13 protein-coding genes, 1 tRNA gene and 2 pseudogenes are annotated in these 16856 nt (G+C 67.3%); 12 read left to right on the top strand and 4 right to left on the bottom strand.

The features are described from left to right. Positions 1-28: 28 nt before the first annotated feature. Positions 29-103 (top strand) — tRNA-Val (locus L880_RS0129020). Positions 104-356: 253 nt separating this feature from the next. Continuing rightward, positions 357-4214 carry a PAS domain-containing sensor histidine kinase gene (locus L880_RS34640; RefSeq protein WP_051443666.1) on the top strand — a complete coding sequence of 1286 codons (3858 nt, stop codon included), beginning with the start codon at positions 357-359 and terminating at the stop codon, positions 4212-4214. Here the strand turns inward: L880_RS34640 and L880_RS0129010 are convergent. From L880_RS0129010 to L880_RS0129000, 3 genes are all read right to left on the bottom strand, one after another. Next, positions 4198-4767 (bottom strand): DUF2242 domain-containing protein, encoded by a 570-nt coding sequence (locus L880_RS0129010; protein WP_027478575.1) that lies wholly within the window; start codon positions 4765-4767, stop codon positions 4198-4200. The two genes, L880_RS34640 and L880_RS0129010, sit on opposite strands and share 17 nt — an antisense overlap. Before the next feature lie 113 nt (positions 4768-4880). Further along, entirely contained in the window at positions 4881-5471 is a 591-nt protein-coding gene (locus L880_RS0129005) for a putative pterin-binding protein (protein ID WP_027478574.1), read from the bottom strand. Positions 5472-5552: 81 nt separating this feature from the next. Beyond that, positions 5553-5894 (bottom strand): ArsR/SmtB family transcription factor, encoded by a 342-nt coding sequence (locus L880_RS0129000; protein WP_027478573.1) that lies wholly within the window; start codon positions 5892-5894, stop codon positions 5553-5555. 134 nt (positions 5895-6028) lie between these two features. Here L880_RS0129000 and L880_RS0128995 point away from each other — a divergent pair, with 134 nt between their 5' ends. The 7 genes and pseudogenes from L880_RS0128995 to L880_RS36860 form a co-directional block, all read left to right on the top strand. Further along, on the top strand, positions 6029-7072 hold the full coding sequence (locus tag L880_RS0128995; protein WP_027478572.1) for an efflux RND transporter periplasmic adaptor subunit: 1044 nt from the start codon (positions 6029-6031) through the stop codon (positions 7070-7072). A gap of 1 nt (position 7073) precedes the next feature. Next, positions 7074-10337, top strand: a complete 3264-nt coding sequence (locus L880_RS0128990) for an efflux RND transporter permease subunit (protein ID WP_027478571.1) — start codon at positions 7074-7076, stop codon at positions 10335-10337. A gap of 18 nt (positions 10338-10355) precedes the next feature. After that, the gene (locus L880_RS0128985; protein ID WP_019577041.1) at positions 10356-10565 is read left to right on the top strand and encodes a YgaP family membrane protein; all 210 of its coding nucleotides are present in this window, start codon (positions 10356-10358) and stop codon (positions 10563-10565) included. Positions 10566-10568: 3 nt separating this feature from the next. After that, positions 10569-11951, top strand: coding sequence for a TolC family outer membrane protein (locus L880_RS0128980; protein ID WP_027478570.1), 1383 nt, complete (start codon positions 10569-10571; stop codon positions 11949-11951). Positions 11952-11970: 19 nt separating this feature from the next. Then, entirely contained in the window at positions 11971-12303 is a 333-nt protein-coding gene (locus L880_RS33905; RefSeq protein WP_027478569.1) for a rhodanese-like domain-containing protein, read from the top strand. A gap of 39 nt (positions 12304-12342) precedes the next feature. After that, positions 12343-12573 (top strand): annotated as a pseudogene (locus L880_RS0128970) (rhodanese-like domain-containing protein); the annotation flags it as partial. 294 nt (positions 12574-12867) lie between these two features. Beyond that, positions 12868-12999: pseudogene (locus L880_RS36860) on the top strand (rhodanese-like domain-containing protein); the annotation flags it as partial. Between the two features lie 2 nt (positions 13000-13001). On the opposite strand, the gene L880_RS0128965 reads toward L880_RS36860, so the two are convergent. Then, complete coding sequence (locus L880_RS0128965) at positions 13002-14447, bottom strand: aminotransferase-like domain-containing protein (RefSeq protein ID WP_281174794.1); 1446 nt, start codon at positions 14445-14447, stop codon at positions 13002-13004. Positions 14448-14591: 144 nt separating this feature from the next. On the opposite strand from L880_RS0128965, the gene L880_RS0128960 reads away from it, so the two are divergent. The 3 genes from L880_RS0128960 (at position 14592) to ccoG (ending at position 16817) form a co-directional block, all read left to right on the top strand. Continuing rightward, positions 14592-14834, top strand: a complete 243-nt coding sequence (locus tag L880_RS0128960; protein WP_043331064.1) for a ribbon-helix-helix domain-containing protein — start codon at positions 14592-14594, stop codon at positions 14832-14834. Further along, a complete protein-coding gene (locus tag L880_RS0128955; protein WP_027478565.1) occupies positions 14834-15244 on the top strand; it encodes a putative toxin-antitoxin system toxin component, PIN family in 411 nt (136 codons plus the stop codon). The genes L880_RS0128960 and L880_RS0128955 overlap by 1 nt, the downstream gene beginning before the upstream one ends. 106 nt (positions 15245-15350) lie before the next feature. Further along, positions 15351-16817 (top strand): cytochrome c oxidase accessory protein CcoG, encoded by a 1467-nt coding sequence (gene ccoG, locus L880_RS0128950; protein WP_027478564.1) that lies wholly within the window; start codon positions 15351-15353, stop codon positions 16815-16817. Positions 16818-16856 lie beyond the last annotated feature (39 nt).

Below are 16856 nucleotides of genomic sequence, written 5' to 3'. Positions count from 1 at the left end.
AAGTAAAGCGCGACACGATAAGCGACAAGGGCGATTAGCTCAGCGGTAGAGCACTGCATTCACACTGCAGGGGTCACATGTTCGATCCATGTATCGCCCACCAACATTGCTGATGGCATGCCGATGCCCTCAGCGCAAAAACCCCGAAAGTCTAAACGACTTCTCGGGGTTTTTTGTTTTCTGTTCCATTTTCATGCACGGGCGCTGCATTGGGGTTGTGCCGGGCTGCTGCCCTTTGTCAGGCCACCTATCATCTGCTTGCCGCCACTTGGCAGCACACAGTCTTCCGGTGTGCTTGGTCGCCAGGAGATTGTTTTCACTTGTTTGGGCCTGGGCCCATGTCATGGAACGGTGCAATGGCTCACGAAGAAGCTTGGATGTTCGATGCCGATGCAGCCATGGATTTGTTGCGCGCGGACCTGGCAAAGCGCCATTTGCAGCGCCTGGCCTGGCTGGTGGCCTGCAGCGCGCTGCTGATGGGCCTGAGCCAGTGGATCGCACAGGTACCGCCATCATCGGGCATGCCGGGCCCGATCGCCGCGCTGATCGGTTCAGCCGCGACCCTGCTGTGTCTGCGCCGTGCTGCGTGGCGCGCGGCCGCCTGGTGTCTGTGGCTGGGTGTCATGGCCTGGGTGAGTTGTTCCGCGGCATTCACGGCACTGGACCGTTCTCTGCTGGCGGGTGCCTACATCTTGATCGGTGCCCTCAGTGGATGGATGCTGGGTCGGCGCACCATGTTGCTGTCGATGTTGCTTTCGCTGGGGGCCATGCTGGCGCTCGAGTTGCAAGGCTTGGGCTCTTTTGCGGAATTGCCGGTGCTCGCCTTGCAACGCACCGTGGCGGGCTGGGTGCTTGCCTTTGGCTTGGGTGCCTACCTGTTCTATCAGGTGTTTCGCGATGGTGAGCAGCAATTGATCGGGCTGGCCCTGGCTCGTCAGCGTTACGAGGCCCGCAGCCGCCATTTCGAGAACATTGCTGAACACGTGCCATCCATGCTTTCGCACTGGGGGCCAGACAGGCGTTGCCTGTGGGTCAACCAACGCTACGCCCGGGCCTTGGGGCTGCGCCCTGAGCAATTGGTGGGGCGCAGCATCGAAGAGCTTTGGGATGAGGGCATCTGCAACACCATGCGCCCCTTGATCGACCGTGTGCTGCGTGGCGAGGAGGTGCGTGAGGAGATCTCGGTGCCCAGGGGCGAAGAGCAGCCTCGGATGATTCTGCTGCACCTGATTCCCGAGCGTGCTGGAGCCACCCGGCAGACTGAAGGCGATGCTGGCCGCGGCCTGGATCAGGGCGAGGTGATCGGCTGGTTCGGCCAGATGCGCGACATCACCCGGCAGCATCGGCAAGCCCAGCTGGTGCTGGAAAGCCGTCAACGCTGGCGCCTGGCGGTTGAAGTGGCCGGCCTGATCTACTGGGAGCTGGACCGCGCCTCCGGCCTGGTGCGTTGGGGCACCGACGACGAAGCGCCCGCGAACACCCCCATCAGCCCCCTGGCCAGCCTGGTATCCCCCTGGGACTGGGCGGATTTCTGCCGCCAATTCATCCACCCGCAAGACCAGTCCGGCGTGGCCAAGGCGGTGGAAGAGGCCTGGGGCAGCGGGCTGCTGAACACCCAATACCGCCTTGTGGCGCCAACGGGTGAGCTCCAGTGGGCCCTCGTCAGGGCCCAGGTCGTGCATGACCCAGCTGGGGCGCGCATGGTCGGGGTGTGGCAGAACATCACCGCGGCAGAGTTGGCCCGTGAGGCGCTGGTCCTCAGCGAGACCCGCCTGCAGGCCTTGCTGGACAACACGCCCGCCGTGGCGGTGCAGCAGTACGACCTGCAGGGGCGTGTGCTGTATTGGAACAACGCCTCCGAGCAGCTGTTTGGCATCTCCAGTGCGCGGGCGATGGGGCAGACACTTTCGGCACTCGTCCCGGGTTGGGCCGACGACAGTTCGGCCGGCCACGCCCAATGGCGGCTGGCCTTCGAGCAACTGTGTCATGAAGGGCCGCCGAAGTGCTTTGAATTGGGCATCAACACCGCTGAGGGGGAGCCTCGCTGGCAGCTGTGCTCTTTGTTCCGCCTGCCCGAGTTCGATGGGCAGGTACGACTCGTGTGCATGGGCATTGACATCACCGAGCGTCACCGGGCCGAAGAAGCCTTGCGTGCGCTGCAGCAGGGCTTTGAGTCGGCCTTTTACGGCAGCCCCACGCCGGCACGCATCTTCTCCACCCACGATTTCGGGCACACGCTGGCCTGCAACGATGCGCTGTGCCGGCTGGTGGGGCACACCCGAGAACAATTGCTCAGCCACAACATCCGTGATCTGAACCTGCATGCCGACACCCAGGCGCGGGACCGCCTGCTGCAGCGACTGCAAAGCGATGGGCGCATCGAAGGCATGGAGATGGATCTGCGCCACCCGTCCGGCGCGATCCGCACGGTGCTCACCTACATGCTGCCCGTGTCCTGGCAAGGTCAGGCTGCATGGCAGAGCCAGCTGGTGGACATCACCGAGCGCAAGCGGACCGAGGAGGAGTTGCGCAACAGCCGGCGCCTGCTGGAGCGCGTGGTCGATGCCATACCCATGGGCATCTTCGTCAAGGACACCGCGTCCAACTACCTGCTGGTCAACCAGTGGATGGCCAGCTTCATGGGCACCACCAAGCAGCAGTTGCTGCAGCACACCAACGCCTTGCCGGTGGGCGAACGGGTCCGCAGCAAATCACTCGACGACGATGAATGGGTCTACCAGCACCGCCAGACCCTGGTGCAGCCCGAGGCCGAACTGGCCGGTCCTGATGGCGTCATGGTGCCATTCCACAGTGTCAAGATCCCCTTGTTTGACGAGGCTGGCGAGCTCACCGGCCTGCTGGGCGTCAACCGCAGCATCGTGGAAGAAAAAAGGGCGCAGGCCACCCTGCAGGCCAGTGAGCGGCGCCTGGCCCTGCTGTTCCAGGATTCTCCGGCCGCCCTGGCCGTGATCGGCGACGACGGGCTGTACTACGACGTCAACCGCAGCTGGTTGCGCCTGTTCGGCTACGCGCCTGAGCAGGTGGTGGGGCATGGCTCTCATGAGTTCGGCCTGTTTGTCTCGACGCATGACCGTGATCGCCTGTACGAAACCCTGCGCCGCGACGGCGCGGTGGACGAATTGGAGATCGCATTGAGGCACCGCGATGGCCGGGTGCTCGACTGCGTGGCATCAGGCCGCACCCTCGATCTGGAAGGCATGCGCAGCTACCTGTTCGGCATCGTGGACATCAGCGACCAACGACGCGCCCGCCAGCAGATGGAGCAGATGAACCACATGCTGGAGGCTGCGGTGGCGCAACGCACCCAGGCCCTCACGCAGACCAACCAGGAACTCACCGAGGCCATGGCCTCGCTGCACAGCACGCAGGACGAGCTGCTGCGCTCTGAGAAGCACGCGGCCCTGGGGCGCATGGTGGCCGGCGTGGCCCACGAGCTCAACACCCCCATCGGCAACAGTGTGCTGGTGGCCACCACGCTGCGCTCCGAGGTGGAGCAGTTCGGGCGCGTGGCCAGCCAGGGGCTGACCCGCAGCGGCCTGGCCCTGCACGTCAGTCAGACCGCCGAGGCGGTGGCCATGCTGCTCAAGAACCTCAGCCGCGCCGCCGATCTGATCTCCACCTTCAAGCAGGTGGCGGCCGACCAGACCAGCCTGCAGCGGCGCCAATTCATGCTTGACGAGGTGGTGCGCGAGATCCTTCAGATGCACCAGCCCACCTTGCGCCGCGGCAGCCTGCAGGTGGTGGCCCAGGTGCCTGCGGGCCTGCGGTTCGACAGCTACCCCGGGCCCTTGGGCCAGGTGCTGCTCAACCTGCTCAGCAACGCCATCGAACATGCCTACGAAGACCTGCCTGCGGGCGAGGTGCTGATCAGCGCACAGGACCTGCCCCAGGGCCGGGTGCGGCTGGAGGTGCGTGACCAGGGGCGGGGCATGTCAGCCGACACCCTGCGGCGCATCTTCGATCCGTTCTACACCACCCGCCTGGGCCGCGGTGGCACCGGCCTGGGCCTGGCCATCTGCCAGACCCTGGTGACCCGCGTGCTGGGGGGCAGCATCACCGTGCAGAGCGAGCCGGGCCAGGGCACCTGCTTCAGCATCGAACTGCCGCTGGAGGCACCGGTGGTCGGCACCCCTGGGCTGGTGGATCTGCCAGAGCCGGCCTTGCCGGTCGGCGACCTCAGGGCAGGTCTTTGACCTCGCGACTCACCAGGCCAAAAAAGCGGTCGTAGAAGGTGGGCGCCAGGATCGTTTCCGAACCCACTTTCACCATCGAATCCTGGGTGGACGACAGCGGCAGAGAGATCGAGCCGATGGCGCTCACCCCCACGCTGGTGGCCGAGCTGCTTTTCTTCACGGCGTAGCGGTCCTGCTGTGCCGTCACATAGGCCGTGGCAATGTTTTTGTCGCGCCCATCGGGCACACACACGATGGTGAACGTGATTTCCAGGTGGGTGTCGCCATCGGGCTGGAAGCTTTTCTGCCCATTGATGCTGGCCGGCTTGGCCTGGGTGATCACATAGCCCTGGCTCAGCAAGGCCCGGCGAGCGGCCTCGCAGGTGGTCTCTGCGCTGGCGTCGAACAGACGCGAGAAATTCTCGTTGGGCTGGAACTGCTCGGCCTGGTAGGCCGAGTGGCCCGGCGCGGGCTTGCTGCTCCACAGACTGCAGCCCGACAGGGACAGCAGCAGGGCCAGGGGCAGGGCGGCCCGACGGGCCAGATGCACAGGCGGCAACGAAAACAGGGTCATGGGAACGGTGAAGCCGACGGGTTGTGGAGGGCTGAGCCCCATCCAGCATTATTGCGCCATCTTGCCGTCCGTCGGCCCTGCGGGCGCCAATCCCGGCACCCGCCCACTGGCGTTCACGCAGGCTTGACGCCGATGTGGTACAGGCCCCAAGGGCACTTGGCAAAGCCTTCGTTCAGGGGCTTGCCCTTGAGCGAGGGAATGTGCTCCGGGTCGTACACCGCCCACTGGGGGCCCAGGCCGCCCAGGCCCATGGGTTTGCCGTCCAGGTGGGTGGCCACGATCATCTGGCGCTCGCGGATCTCGGCCACCGTCAACGTCACGTTGTAGCCATCCACGGCCCGCAGCTCGATCGGGCGTGTGGGCTGCAGCGTCACACCTGCGGCCTCCAGCACCGTGGTCAGCAGCGGGCCGCTCAGTTCGTGAGGCTTGCTGTCGTATTCCAGCTTGGGGCGGATGCTGATCGCCGGCAGCCGGGCCAGGCTGCTGGCCGTGAAGGTGGTGGCCTGTTTGAACTCGATGCCTTGCTTGGCCATCATCTGGTCGAGCGCATGGTCCAGCGCGCCGCGGTTGGGCTTGCCCACCGCACCGGTCACCGTCAGCAGCACAGGCTCTGCACTGGCCGCCGGCTGGGTCTGCGCCCGGGCCGGGGCGTTCAGGGTGCTCAGGGCCAGGCCGGCCAGGGTCATGAAGTCTCTTTTTTCCATGGTGTTCTCCGCTCCCGATGGGGGCGCGCCATTTTGCCCGCCGTTGAGGCCAACTTCAACCTGATGGGGCGGCGCAGGGCTTCAATCGCCTTCCCGCGCAAACACGGTGTGCCGCTTCTGGGCGCGCTCATACAGCCGCGCAATGTTGCCGCACACCAGATCGCACAACTGGTAGACCGATTCATCCGCGATGCGGTAGTACACGCTGGTGCCGCGCGCCTCTCGGCTGACCAGGCCGTGCTTGGTCAGGTGGCTCAGGTGGCGCGAGATGTTGGCCGGCGTGAAGCCGCAGGCCAGGGCCAGATCGCCCACATTGCGCTCGCCAGCGCGTAGCAGGTTCAGCAGTTGCAGCCGGGTCGGTTCCGACAGCACCTGAAAGTAGGCGGCCACCTCTTCCAGGGCCTCTTGCGGCATGTTTTCCATCGTCAGCACTTCCATGGCTAGCGGCCGGCCATGGTGGTCGGCTCCACTGCGTTGAATGGTATCACTTGCCTATTTAACTGAATAGCTAAATAATGAATTAAGCAAACAGTCATGCAACCCTCTGCCGAAAACCGATGTCCATCAAACTCCGACCCCTTGTCACCCTGGCCCTTTCCCTGGGCATGGCGGCCACCCTGCCGATTGGGGCCGCTTCACCAGCTGCGCTGAAATCGGTGCCTGTGGCAGCGGTGGCCGGTGGTGCCCAAGGCACCGCCCTGGACGCGGTGGTCGAGGCCGGGCGGCAGACCGTGATCGCGGCCCAGGTCCAGGGGGCCATCGTCGCCTTGCCGGTGAAGGCGGGTCAGGCGGTGAGGGCTGGGCAGTTGCTGGTGCGGCTCGATGCGCGCGCTGCCCAATCGGGCGTCGACGTCAGCCAGGCCCAGCTGGAGGCCGCCCGGGCCCTGGCGGCCCAGGCCCAGCGTGAACACCAGCGGCAGCAGGCCTTGTTCGAGCAGCAGTACGTCAGCCAGGCCGCGCTGGAGCGCAGCCTGGCCGCCTTGCGGGCGGCCCAGGCCCAGGTGCGCGCCACGGCCGCGCAAACCACGGCCGCGCACACCCAGTCGGGCTACTACAGCGTGAGTGCGCCGTATGCGGGGGTGATCAGCGAGCTGCCCGTGTCCCTGGGCGACCTGGCCTCGCCCGGGCGGCCCTTGCTCACCCTGTTCGACCCGGCTTCGCTGCGCCTCAGCGTCCAGGTGCCCGAATCGCTGGCTGCCGGGCAGGGGTCGGTCCGCGTGCAGGTGGACGGCCTGCCGGCCTTCGAGCTGCCGCAGGGGCAGTGGCTGCCTGCCGTCGACCCCGTCAGCCACACCCGCACGCTGCGCCTGACCTTGCCTGCCGAGATGTCTGCGGCGCTGGCCCCGGGCCGCTTTGCCCGGGTGTGGCTGCCAGGGCGCGTGCTCAGTGCGGCACCCGCCAGGCTGTTGGTGCCCCAAGCCGCCGTGTTGCGGCGGGCCGAGTTGCAGGCGGTGTATGTGATCACGGCCGAGGGCCGCCCGGTGCTGCGCCAGGTGCGCCTGGGCGAAGCCCGCGGCGATCAGGTGGAGGTGCTGACCGGCCTGCGCGAGGGCGAATCCGTCGCCCTTGACCCCCAGGCTGCTGCGGCCCAGGTGCGCTGACATGAACCGCTCCACCCCAAGCACCCCCCGCCTGGGTCTGGCAGGCCGCACCGCCGCGCTGTTCCAGAGCGCCCAGATCACGCCCCTGCTGGCCCTGGTGGCGCTGCTGCTGGGCTTGTTCGCCGTGCTGGTCACCCCGCGTGAGGAAGAGCCCCAGATCAACGTCACCATGGCCAATGTGCTGATTCCCTTCCCGGGTGCCAGCGTGGCCGATGTCGAGCAGATGGTGGCCACGCCGGCCGAGCAGGTGCTGGCCCAGATGGCAGGCACCGAGCATGTCAGCTCGGTCTCGCGCCCCGGCCTGGCCGTGGTCACCGTGCAGTTCAAGGTGGGCGTGTCGCGCACCGAGGCCCTGGTGCGCCTGCACGACACCGTGCGCAGCCACAGCGATTGGCTGCCCCCGGGCCTGGGCGTGCTCGAACCCCTGATCAAACCCAAGGGCATCGATGATGTGCCCATCGTCAGCCTGACCTTGTACAGCCCCGACCCCGCCATCGGCGCCTATGACCTCGAGCGCGTGGCCCACAGCCTGGAGCTGGAGCTCAAGCGCGTGCCCGGCACGCGCGAGGTGCGCACCGTGGGCGGCCCGGGGCATGCTGTGCAGGTGCAGCTGGATGGGGCCCGCCTGGCCGCCCTGGGCGTCACTGTGGACGACCTGCGCCGCGCCCTGCAAGGCGCCAACCAGGGCGCGCCCCTGGGCGATCTGCTGCAGGGCAATCGGGCCCTGGCGCTCGAAGCCGGCCCGTATCTGGGCAGTGCCCGCGAGGTGGCCGAGGTGGTGGTGGCGGTGCGTGAAGGGCGCCCGGTCTTTTTGCGCGATGTGGCCGAGCTGCGCGATGGCGCGCCTGCGGCCACCAGCCTGGTGTGGCACGGCGTGGTCGGGCAGGGCGCAGGCCCCCAGGCGGCCCCTGCAGGCGAGTACCCCGCCGTCACCCTGGCCATCACCAAGAAGCCTGGCGAGAACGCCATCGACGTGGCCAACGGCGTCATGGCCCGTGTGGCCCAGCTGCACAACACCCTCATCCCCGAGGCCGTGCACGTGGCCGAAACCCGCAACTACGGGGCCACTGCCAACGACAAGGCGCAAAAGCTCATCCAGAAGCTGCTGTTCGCCACCGCCTCGGTGGTCGCCCTGGTCTTCATCGCGCTGGGCCGGCGCGAGGCCGCCATCGTCGGCAGTGCCGTGATGCTGACCCTCACCGTCACCCTGTTTGCCTCCTGGGCCTGGGGCTTCACCCTCAACCGGGTGTCGCTGTTCGCGCTCATCTTCTCCATCGGCATCCTGGTCGACGATGCCATCGTGGTGGTCGAGAACATCCACCGCCACCAGTTGCTGTACCCCGGCAAGACCCTGGCCGAACTCATTCCCGGCGCGGTGGACGAAGTGGGCGGCCCCACCATCCTGGCCACCTTCACCGTGATCGCGGCCCTGCTGCCCATGGCCTTTGTCAGCGGCCTGATGGGGCCCTACATGAGCCCCATCCCCATCAATGCGAGCATGGGCATGCTGCTGTCGCTGCTGATCGCCTTCATCGTCACGCCGTGGTTGTCGCGCCTGTGGATGAAGCCCCAGGCTCCAGGCGCCGGGGCCACCGCACATGGCTCGGCCACCGGTCTTGCCTCGCGGCTGGAGCAGGGCTTCCAGCGCATCTTCACCCCTTTGCTTGATGAGCAGCGGGGCACCCGCAATCGCCGGCTGCTGGGCCTGGCCGTGGCGGGGCTGATCGCCCTGTCGGTGGCTTTGCCGGTGGCGGGTCTGGTGGTGCTCAAGATGCTGCCCTTCGACAACAAATCGGAGTTCCAGGTGGTGGTCGATCTGCCCGCCGGCAGCCCGGTCGAACAGACCGCCGCCGTGTTGCACGAACTCGGCGCCTACCTGGCCCGGCAGCCCGAGGTCACCGACTACCAGGCCTATGCCGGCACGGCGGCCCCGATCAATTTCAACGGCCTGGTGCGGCAGTACGACCTGCGCGCCAGCAGCGAACTGGGTGACCTGCAGGTCAACCTGGTCGACAAGCATCACCGCAGCGAGCAAAGCCACGCCATTGCCACCCGCCTGCGCCCGGCGCTGCAGCAGATCGGCCAGCGCTTCGGTGCCAACGTCAAAGTGGTCGAAGTGCCCCCCGGCCCACCCGTGCTGGCCCCGCTGGTGGCCGAGATCTACGGCCCCACGGCCGAAGGCCGGCTCAGCCTGGCCCGGCAGGTGCGCGCCATCTTCGAGAAGACCGATTCGGTGGTCGATGTGGACGACTCCTCCATCGCCGCAGCCCCGCGCAAGCTGGTGCTGATCGATCGTCAAAAGGCCGCTGCCGCAGGCGTCCCGCAGGCCGCCATCGTGGCCACCCTGCGCGCCGGCCTCAGCGGTGAGGCCGCCACCTACCTGCACGATGCCAGCAAGTACCCCACACCGGTGTTGCTGCGCCTGCCCCCTGAGCGCCAGGGCGATCTGGACGCCTTGCTGCAGTTGCAGGTGCGCGGCCCCTCGGGCCGCCCGGTGGCCATCCGCGAGCTGGTCCGCCTCAGTGACAGCCTGCGCGAGCAGCCGGTCTACCACAAGGATTTGCAGCCCGTGAACTTCGTCACCGGCGACATGGCCGGCCGCATCGACAGCCCGCTGTATGGCCTGTTCAAGATGCGTGGCGACATCCAGGCCCTGGTGCCGCCGGGCGGCGGGGCTTTGCAGGCGTATTTCTTCCAGGCGCCCGCCGAGTCTCAGCGCGCCTACGCCCTCAAGTGGGACGGTGAGTGGCAGATCACCTACGAAACCTTCCGCGACATGGGCGCCGCCTATGGCGTGGGCCTGATCCTGATCTACCTGCTGGTGGTGGCCCAGTTCGGCTCCTACCTCACGCCCCTGATCATCATGGCCCCGATCCCGCTCACCATCATCGGCGTGATGCCAGGCCATGCCCTGCTGGGGGCGCAGTACACCGCCACCAGCATGATCGGCATGATCGCGCTGGCCGGCATCATCGTGCGCAACTCCATCCTGCTGGTCGATTTCATCCACCTGCAACTGCGTGAAGGCGTGCCCTTCAAGCAGGCCATCGTCCACTCGGCCGTCACCCGGGCCCAGCCCATTTTGTTGACCGGCCTGGCGGCCATGCTGGGCGCCTTCTTCATCCTGGACGACCCCATCTTCAATGGCCTGGCCATCTCGCTGATCTTCGGCATCGGCGTCTCCACGCTGCTCACCCTGGTGCTCATTCCCACGCTGTATTACGCGGCCTACCGGCGCCGTCATGCGCCGCCTTCCTCCACCTGAATCCCAAGGAGTCTTTTCATGAAATCGTGGCAAATCGTGCGCCTGGTCGCCGGCACCTTCATCTTGCTGTCACTGGCCCTGGGCGTGCCCGGCAGCCCTTTGTTCCTCAGCACCTGGTGGCTGGCGTTCACGGCCTTTGTCGGCCTCAACCTGCTGCAAAGCGCCATCACCCACTGGTGCCTGATGGAAAGCATCCTGCGCAAGCTGGGTGTGCCGGGCGGCTGCTGAGCCATGCGAGTCGCCAAGACCCTGCTGGCGGCCGCGGCCCTGCTGGCCTCGCTGTCCGCCCCGGCAGCCGACCTGATGGAGGTCTGGCGCGCCGCCGGCCAGAACGACCCCGAAGCCGCCCGGGCCCAGGCCCAGGCGGGGCAGGCGGCCCCGCGGCGTGAGCAGGCGCGTGCCTTGTGGCGCCCCGGCATCGAAGTCACAGGCAGTGCCGGCCTGACGACGGCCAGTTCATCCATGACGGGCGCGGGCTTTTCGGCCCCTGGGTTTGGCCAGTCCACCGGGGTCTGGTTCGGTACCTCGATCGACAGTGGGCGGGCCAGCCAATGGACCCTGGGCCTGCGGCAGCCCCTGATCAATGGCGAGCGCCGTGCCCGCAGCGCCCAGCTGGAGCAGGCCGCGGAGGCCGCCGAACTGGAGGCCCGCCTCACGCGCCAGAACCTGATGCTGCACACCAGCCAGCGCTACTTCGCAGCGGTGCTGGCGGCCCGGCGGCTGAGCCTGCTGCAAAGCCAGTCGCGGGCCGTCCAGCGCATGCTGGTCGAGGCCCGCGACCGCTTTCGGCTGGGCGATGCCCCGGTCACCGACATCCATGAGGCCGAAGCCCGGGCCCAGGCGCTGCAGGCCCAGGTGCTGGAGGCCGACAACGCCTTGCAGCTGGCCCTCACCACCTTGCGTGAATCCAGCGGCCTCCCCGGGCTTCAGTTGCCCTTGGCCCCACCCTCGGCCGCCGATGCGCCGCTCCCGCCAGCCCCGCTGGAGCAGGTTCGCGAGCAGGCCCTGGCCGATCACCCCGGCCTGGCCTTGTTGCAGACCCGGGTGGCCGTGGCCGAGGCTGAGGTGCGCAGCCTCGGTGCCGCCGCCTCGGCCTCGCTGGACCTGGTGGCCCAGGCCTCACGCCAGCATCTGACAGGGTCGGGCGACTATGGCCAGGCCAGCAACGATGCCCGCCAGCAGATGATCGGCCTGCAATTGCGCGTGCCCCTGTACACCGGGGGCTGGCGTGATGCGCGTCAGCAAGAGGCCGTGCAGGCCGTGGAACAGGCGCGCGCTGAACTGGACCAGGCCCGGCTGCAGATCAGCCAGCAAAGCCGCTCCGCCTGGTTGAGCTTGAACACCGCGCCCGCGCGTCTTGCCGCCCTGCAAGCCGGCTTGCAGGCCGCCCGGGCCCGCCTGGCGGCCACCCGGCTGGGGCGCAGCGTGGGAGACCGCACCACCCTGGATCTGCTGAATGCCGAAAATGACAGCACTGCGGCCGAACTGGCCTTGATGCAAGGGCGCATCGAGGTGCTGCAGCAGAGCCTGGGCCTGGAGGCCCTGTTGGGCCGCCTTGACGAAAGCAGCCTGGCCCGGGTCAATGCCCGCCTGGCCCTCAACCCCGATCTTTGATGTGATGGAGAGCTCCGCCATGAACTGGTTTTCGAAATTCCTCGGCGCGGGTGGCAGCGCCGCCGCCGAGCCCTGGCCCGAGGGGGCGCTGGTCGTCGACGTGCGCAGCCCTGCCGAATACCAATCGGGCCATGTCGAAGGCGCCTTGAACCTGCCCCTGAACGACTTGCCCCGCCTGGCGGCCCAGCACCTGCCCGACAAAGCCCAGCCCTTGGTGCTGTACTGCCAATCGGGCATGCGCTCCGAAAGCGCCCGGCAGTACTTGCAAAGCTGCGGCTACACCCAACTGGTCAACGGCCGCAGCCCGGGTGCCGTGGCCCTTCGGCTGCAGCGCAACGTGGTGCGCGGCTGATGGCGCCCCCCCATGTTCACCTCTCACCTGGAGTTCCCCATGAAAACCCCTCTGGATCTGGTGCAGGCCGCCAAGGCCCGCATCACCGAAGTCGGTCTGGACGCGGCCGAGCAGGCCCTGCGTGATGCCGATGTGCTGATCGATGTGCGCGAGGCTGACGAGTTTGCCGCCGGCCACATCCCGGGCGCCGTGCATTTTTCGCGCGGCATGCTCGAGTTCAAGCTGGCGGCCGACCCTTCGCTGCAGCGGCGGGATCTGCGGGTTGTGCTGTAAGAGCCTGTTCACGATCTCCCACGGGTCGCGCAGCGGTCTTTTCGGGATGGGATGCAAGGCGCGGTGCGCCGTCGATAGCCCGGCTATCGACAAGCGCCGCAACGCCGCAGACCGCCCGAAAAGGCCACTGCCCGAAGGGTTGGAGCGAAATCGGGCCCGAACTCGGATTGATGGCGCCCCGACTGCTTGCATGGGCACAGGCCCATGCGGCGCATCCGGGCCACCCACTCATCCCGATTGCGCTTCAACGCGGCCCGTGCGAGATCGTGAACAGGCTCTGAGACCAGTGGCCGCGCCGCGCTGGCCGCCGCCTCGCTGCTGGACATGGGCTATGTCCACGTCCAATCGATTGCCGGCGGTTTTGACGCCTGGGCTGCGGCCGGCAAGCCGGTCAACAAGCCGGCCACCCCTGCGTTCGGTTGAACTCAGGCCCGGGCGTTGTTCAAGCCCGTGGCCAGGTGCCCCAGCGTGCGCAGCGCGCCGTCAAAGCGCGCATCGCCCGGGTGGCCGATGTTCAGCCGCAGGTGGTGGTTGAAGCGGCGGTCGGCCGAGAACAGCACGCCTGGCGCGCAACTGATGCCCTGCAGGCGGGCCAGTTCGTGCAGGCGCAAGGCGTCGACCTGGGCCGGCAGTTCCAGCCACAGAAAATAGCCCCCGGCCGGTCGGGTGACCCGCGTGCCGGCTGGAAAGCTCTGGTCGATCAAGGTCAGGGCGTGTTCGTGCTGGGCGGCCAGGGCCGTGCGCAGGTGGCGCAGGTGCCGGTCGTAGCCCCCTTGAGCCAGGTACTCGGCCAGGGCGCGCTGCGGCGGCAGCGAGGTGGCCAGCGAGCTCATCATCTTCAGCCGCTGCACTGCGGCGCCATGGCGGCCAGCGGCGGCCCAGCCCACCCGGTAGCCAGGGGCCAGGCACTTCGAGAACGACGAGCAATGCAGCACCAGCCCGTGGCGGTCAAAGGCCTTGGCCGGAAGCGGGCGCTGCACCCCGGTGTACAGCTCGCCATACACATCGTCTTCGATCAGGGCCACGTGGTGGCGCGCCAGCAGCTCCACCAGGGCCTGTTTGCGCTCGGTGGGCATCAGGGCCCCCAGCGGGTTCTGGAAGTTGGGCATGAACCAGCAGGCCGCCACCTTCTGGCGCTGCAGCAGTTCGTCCAGCGCAGCCAGGTCCACACCGTGCTGCGGGTCGGTCGCCACCTCCACGGCGCGCAGGTTCAGGCGCTCCAGCGCCTGCAGGGCGGCGTAGAAGGTGGGCGACTCCACCACCACCACGTCGCCCGGGCGGGTCACGGCCTGCAGGCACAGGTTCAGCGCTTCCATGGCGCCGTTGGTGATCACCAGCTCTTCGTCGGCCAAGGCAATGCCCTGCAGGGTGTAGCGCCGCAACAGGGCCTGGCGCAGGCCCTCGTCGCCGGCCGTCAGGGCGCTGGTGATCTGCACCGGCTTGACCCGGCGCATCGCCCGAGCACCGCAGCGCGCCAGGCTGTCAAACGGAAACAGGTGCGGCGCCGGAAAGGCCGAGCCCAGGGGAACCACCTCGGCATCCCGCGTGCTGCCCAGCAGGGCAAAGGCCAGCTCGCTCACCGCCACCGGCCGGGCCTCGGCCTGGGGCGACGCCATCAGGGGCATGGCGCGGGCGGCCTGGGCTTGGGCGCGCACGTAAAAGCCTGAACGGGGGCGGGTCTCCACCAGGCCCCGCGACTCCAGCAGCGCATAGGCCTGGAACACGGTGGAGGGGCTCACGCCCCGGCGCTGGCAGGTCTCGCGCACCGAGGGCAAGCGCTCGCCGGCGCGCAGCACGCCGCTGCGCATGCCTTCGGCCAGTTCTTCGGCCAGTTGTTCGTAACGGTGCAGCTCGCGCATAGGGGGTCGCATTCAAATTTGACTCAAATTACATTGTTGATCTTCAGTGCAAGGACTCTTCGATTCCAGAATCTGAGTGTTCACGGAATCCCTGGGGTCGAGCTTGAACATCAAGCTGGGCGTATAAATACCAACCTACGATTTGTCGAGTTCATCATGCAGCCTACTGTCCGCTGGAATATTGCAGTCTCTCCTGACACGGACCAATCGGTTCGGATGTTCATCGCCAGCCAGGGCGGCGGCCGCAAGGGCGATCTCTCGCGCTTCATCGAAGAGGCCGTGCGGTCGCACATTCTTGAATTGACGGCCAAGCAGGCCAAAGCCAACAACGCCGAGGTCAGTGAGATGGATTTGACGTCCATCGTGGAGGAGGCAGTGCAGTGGGCACGTAGTCACTGATGCGTGTCGTGCTGGACACCAATGTCCTGCTGAGTGCCTTGCTTTCGCCGCGTGGGTTGCCGGATGTGATCTACCGAGCTTGGCGTGCGGCTCGCTTCGAAGTGGTCACTTCGCAGATTCAACTGGAAGAAGTCCGGCGAGCGAGTCGCTATCCCAAATTCAAGGCCGTCCTGCAGCCGCACCGCGTTGGAGCCATGGTGAACAACCTGCAGCGGGCGCTGGTTCTGAACACCTTGCCAACCGGTCCCGAAACAGACGATCCGTTTGATGCATTTCTGTTGGGCATGGCTGTTGCCGGTGAGGCGGACTATCTGGTCACGGGTGACCACCGCGCAGGACTGCTTCAGCGTCGGCACATCGGCCGCACCCGAATCGTGACGCCAGCGGTATTTTGTGCGGAAGCCCTTTGACGGGGCGGGAAGAGTGGACCGCAGAGTGGCCTCGCAATCTGATCTTGTTGATTTTCAATAAAACTGCATCTTAAGGATCAGATGAAGGCGTCGCACCATCGGGTGCATGTCTGATCTGTCTCATCTGCCTGCCCAAACCCTGCACCTGGCCCGCTCTGCCGGCCCAGGCCTGCCCCCTGAAATCCCCGGTCTGGCCGAGGGCCTGCGCATCCAGGCGCGTTCGGTCCAGGGGGTGTTCACGCGCTGGCGCTGGGCCTTTGTCTGGGCCACCCAGGTTCTTTTCTATGGTCTGCCCTGGGTCACCTGGGAGGGGCTGCCCGCGATTTGGTTCGATCTCGACGGACGCCGCTTCCACCTGCTGGGCGCGGTGCTGTTTCCGCAAGACCTGATCTACCTCACCGGCCTGCTGGTCTTCAGCGCCTTGCTGCTGTTCCTGGCCACCACCCTGGCCGGGCGGGTGTGGTGCGGCTTCAGTTGTCCGCAGACGGTCTATACCGAGATATTCCAATGGGTCGAACACCGCACCGAGGGTGACCGCCAGGCCCGTCTGCGGCTGGATGCCGCGGCCTGGGGCCCGCGCAAGCTGCTGCGCCGCGGTGGCAAGCACCTGGTCTGGGCGCTGATCGGCCTGTGGACGGGCCTCACCCTGGTGGGCTATTTCACGCCCATCCGCAGCCTGTTGCCGGCGGCGGCCCAGGGCACGCTGGGCCCCTGGGAGGCCTTCTGGGTGCTGTTCTATGGCGCCGCCACCTACCTGCATGCCGGCGTGTTGCGCGAGAAGGTGTGCCAGCACATGTGCCCTTATGGCCGCTTCCAGGCCGCCCTGATGGACCGTGACACCCTGATCGTGGCCTACGACAGCCGCCGTGGCGAACCCCGTGGCTCGCGCCCGCGCGGCAGCGATGCCCGTGTGCTGAACCAGGGCGCCTGCGTGGACTGCACCCTGTGCGTGCAGGTCTGCCCGGTGGGCATCGACATCCGCCAGGGCCTGCAGGCCGCCTGCATTGCCTGTGGCGCCTGCATCGATGCCTGCAACCGGGTGATGGACCAGCTGAAGGCGCCGCGCGGGCTGATCCGACTCAGCACGCCACGCGGGCTTGAAGGCGGGGCTGACCAGCAGGCCCAAGGGTGGCAGACTCTGGCCCGCCCCCGTGTCTGGCTGTATGGCGGTCTGCTGAGCCTGGTGGGCCTGGCCCTGGTGGTGGGCTGGTTGCAGCGCCCGACCTTGCGCCTGAACGCCATGCGCGACCGCAGCGTGATGGCGCGCCAGGTGGGGCAGGGCGAGGCGGAGAACCTGTACCGGCTGCAACTCATGAACGCCAGTGGCCGGCCGCACCGCGTGATGTTGCACGTCAGCGGCGCCGAGGGCTTGAGCCTGCTCGATGCCGAGCCGGTGCTGCTGGCGCCTGCAGGGGCCCAGACGGTGTCGGTGCGGGTGCGCATGGCGTCGGCGCCCGCCCGGTCACTGGCCGGGCAGATCGTGCCGATCCGCTTCGAGTTGCAAGGCCTGCCCGATCAAGGCGAGGCCGTGCTGCATGCCGATACGGCGTCCACCTTGGTGCTGCCGCGCTGAGGTGCCCAGCGCTGAGGTGCTCTGCGCTGGCCCGGCATC

The organism is Curvibacter gracilis ATCC BAA-807 (genome assembly GCF_000518645.1).
Classification (GTDB): Bacteria; Pseudomonadota; Gammaproteobacteria; order Burkholderiales; family Burkholderiaceae_C; genus Curvibacter; species Curvibacter gracilis.
Note: the sequence above shows the minus strand (reverse complement) of the source record. Positions and strands in the feature narration are given on the sequence as shown.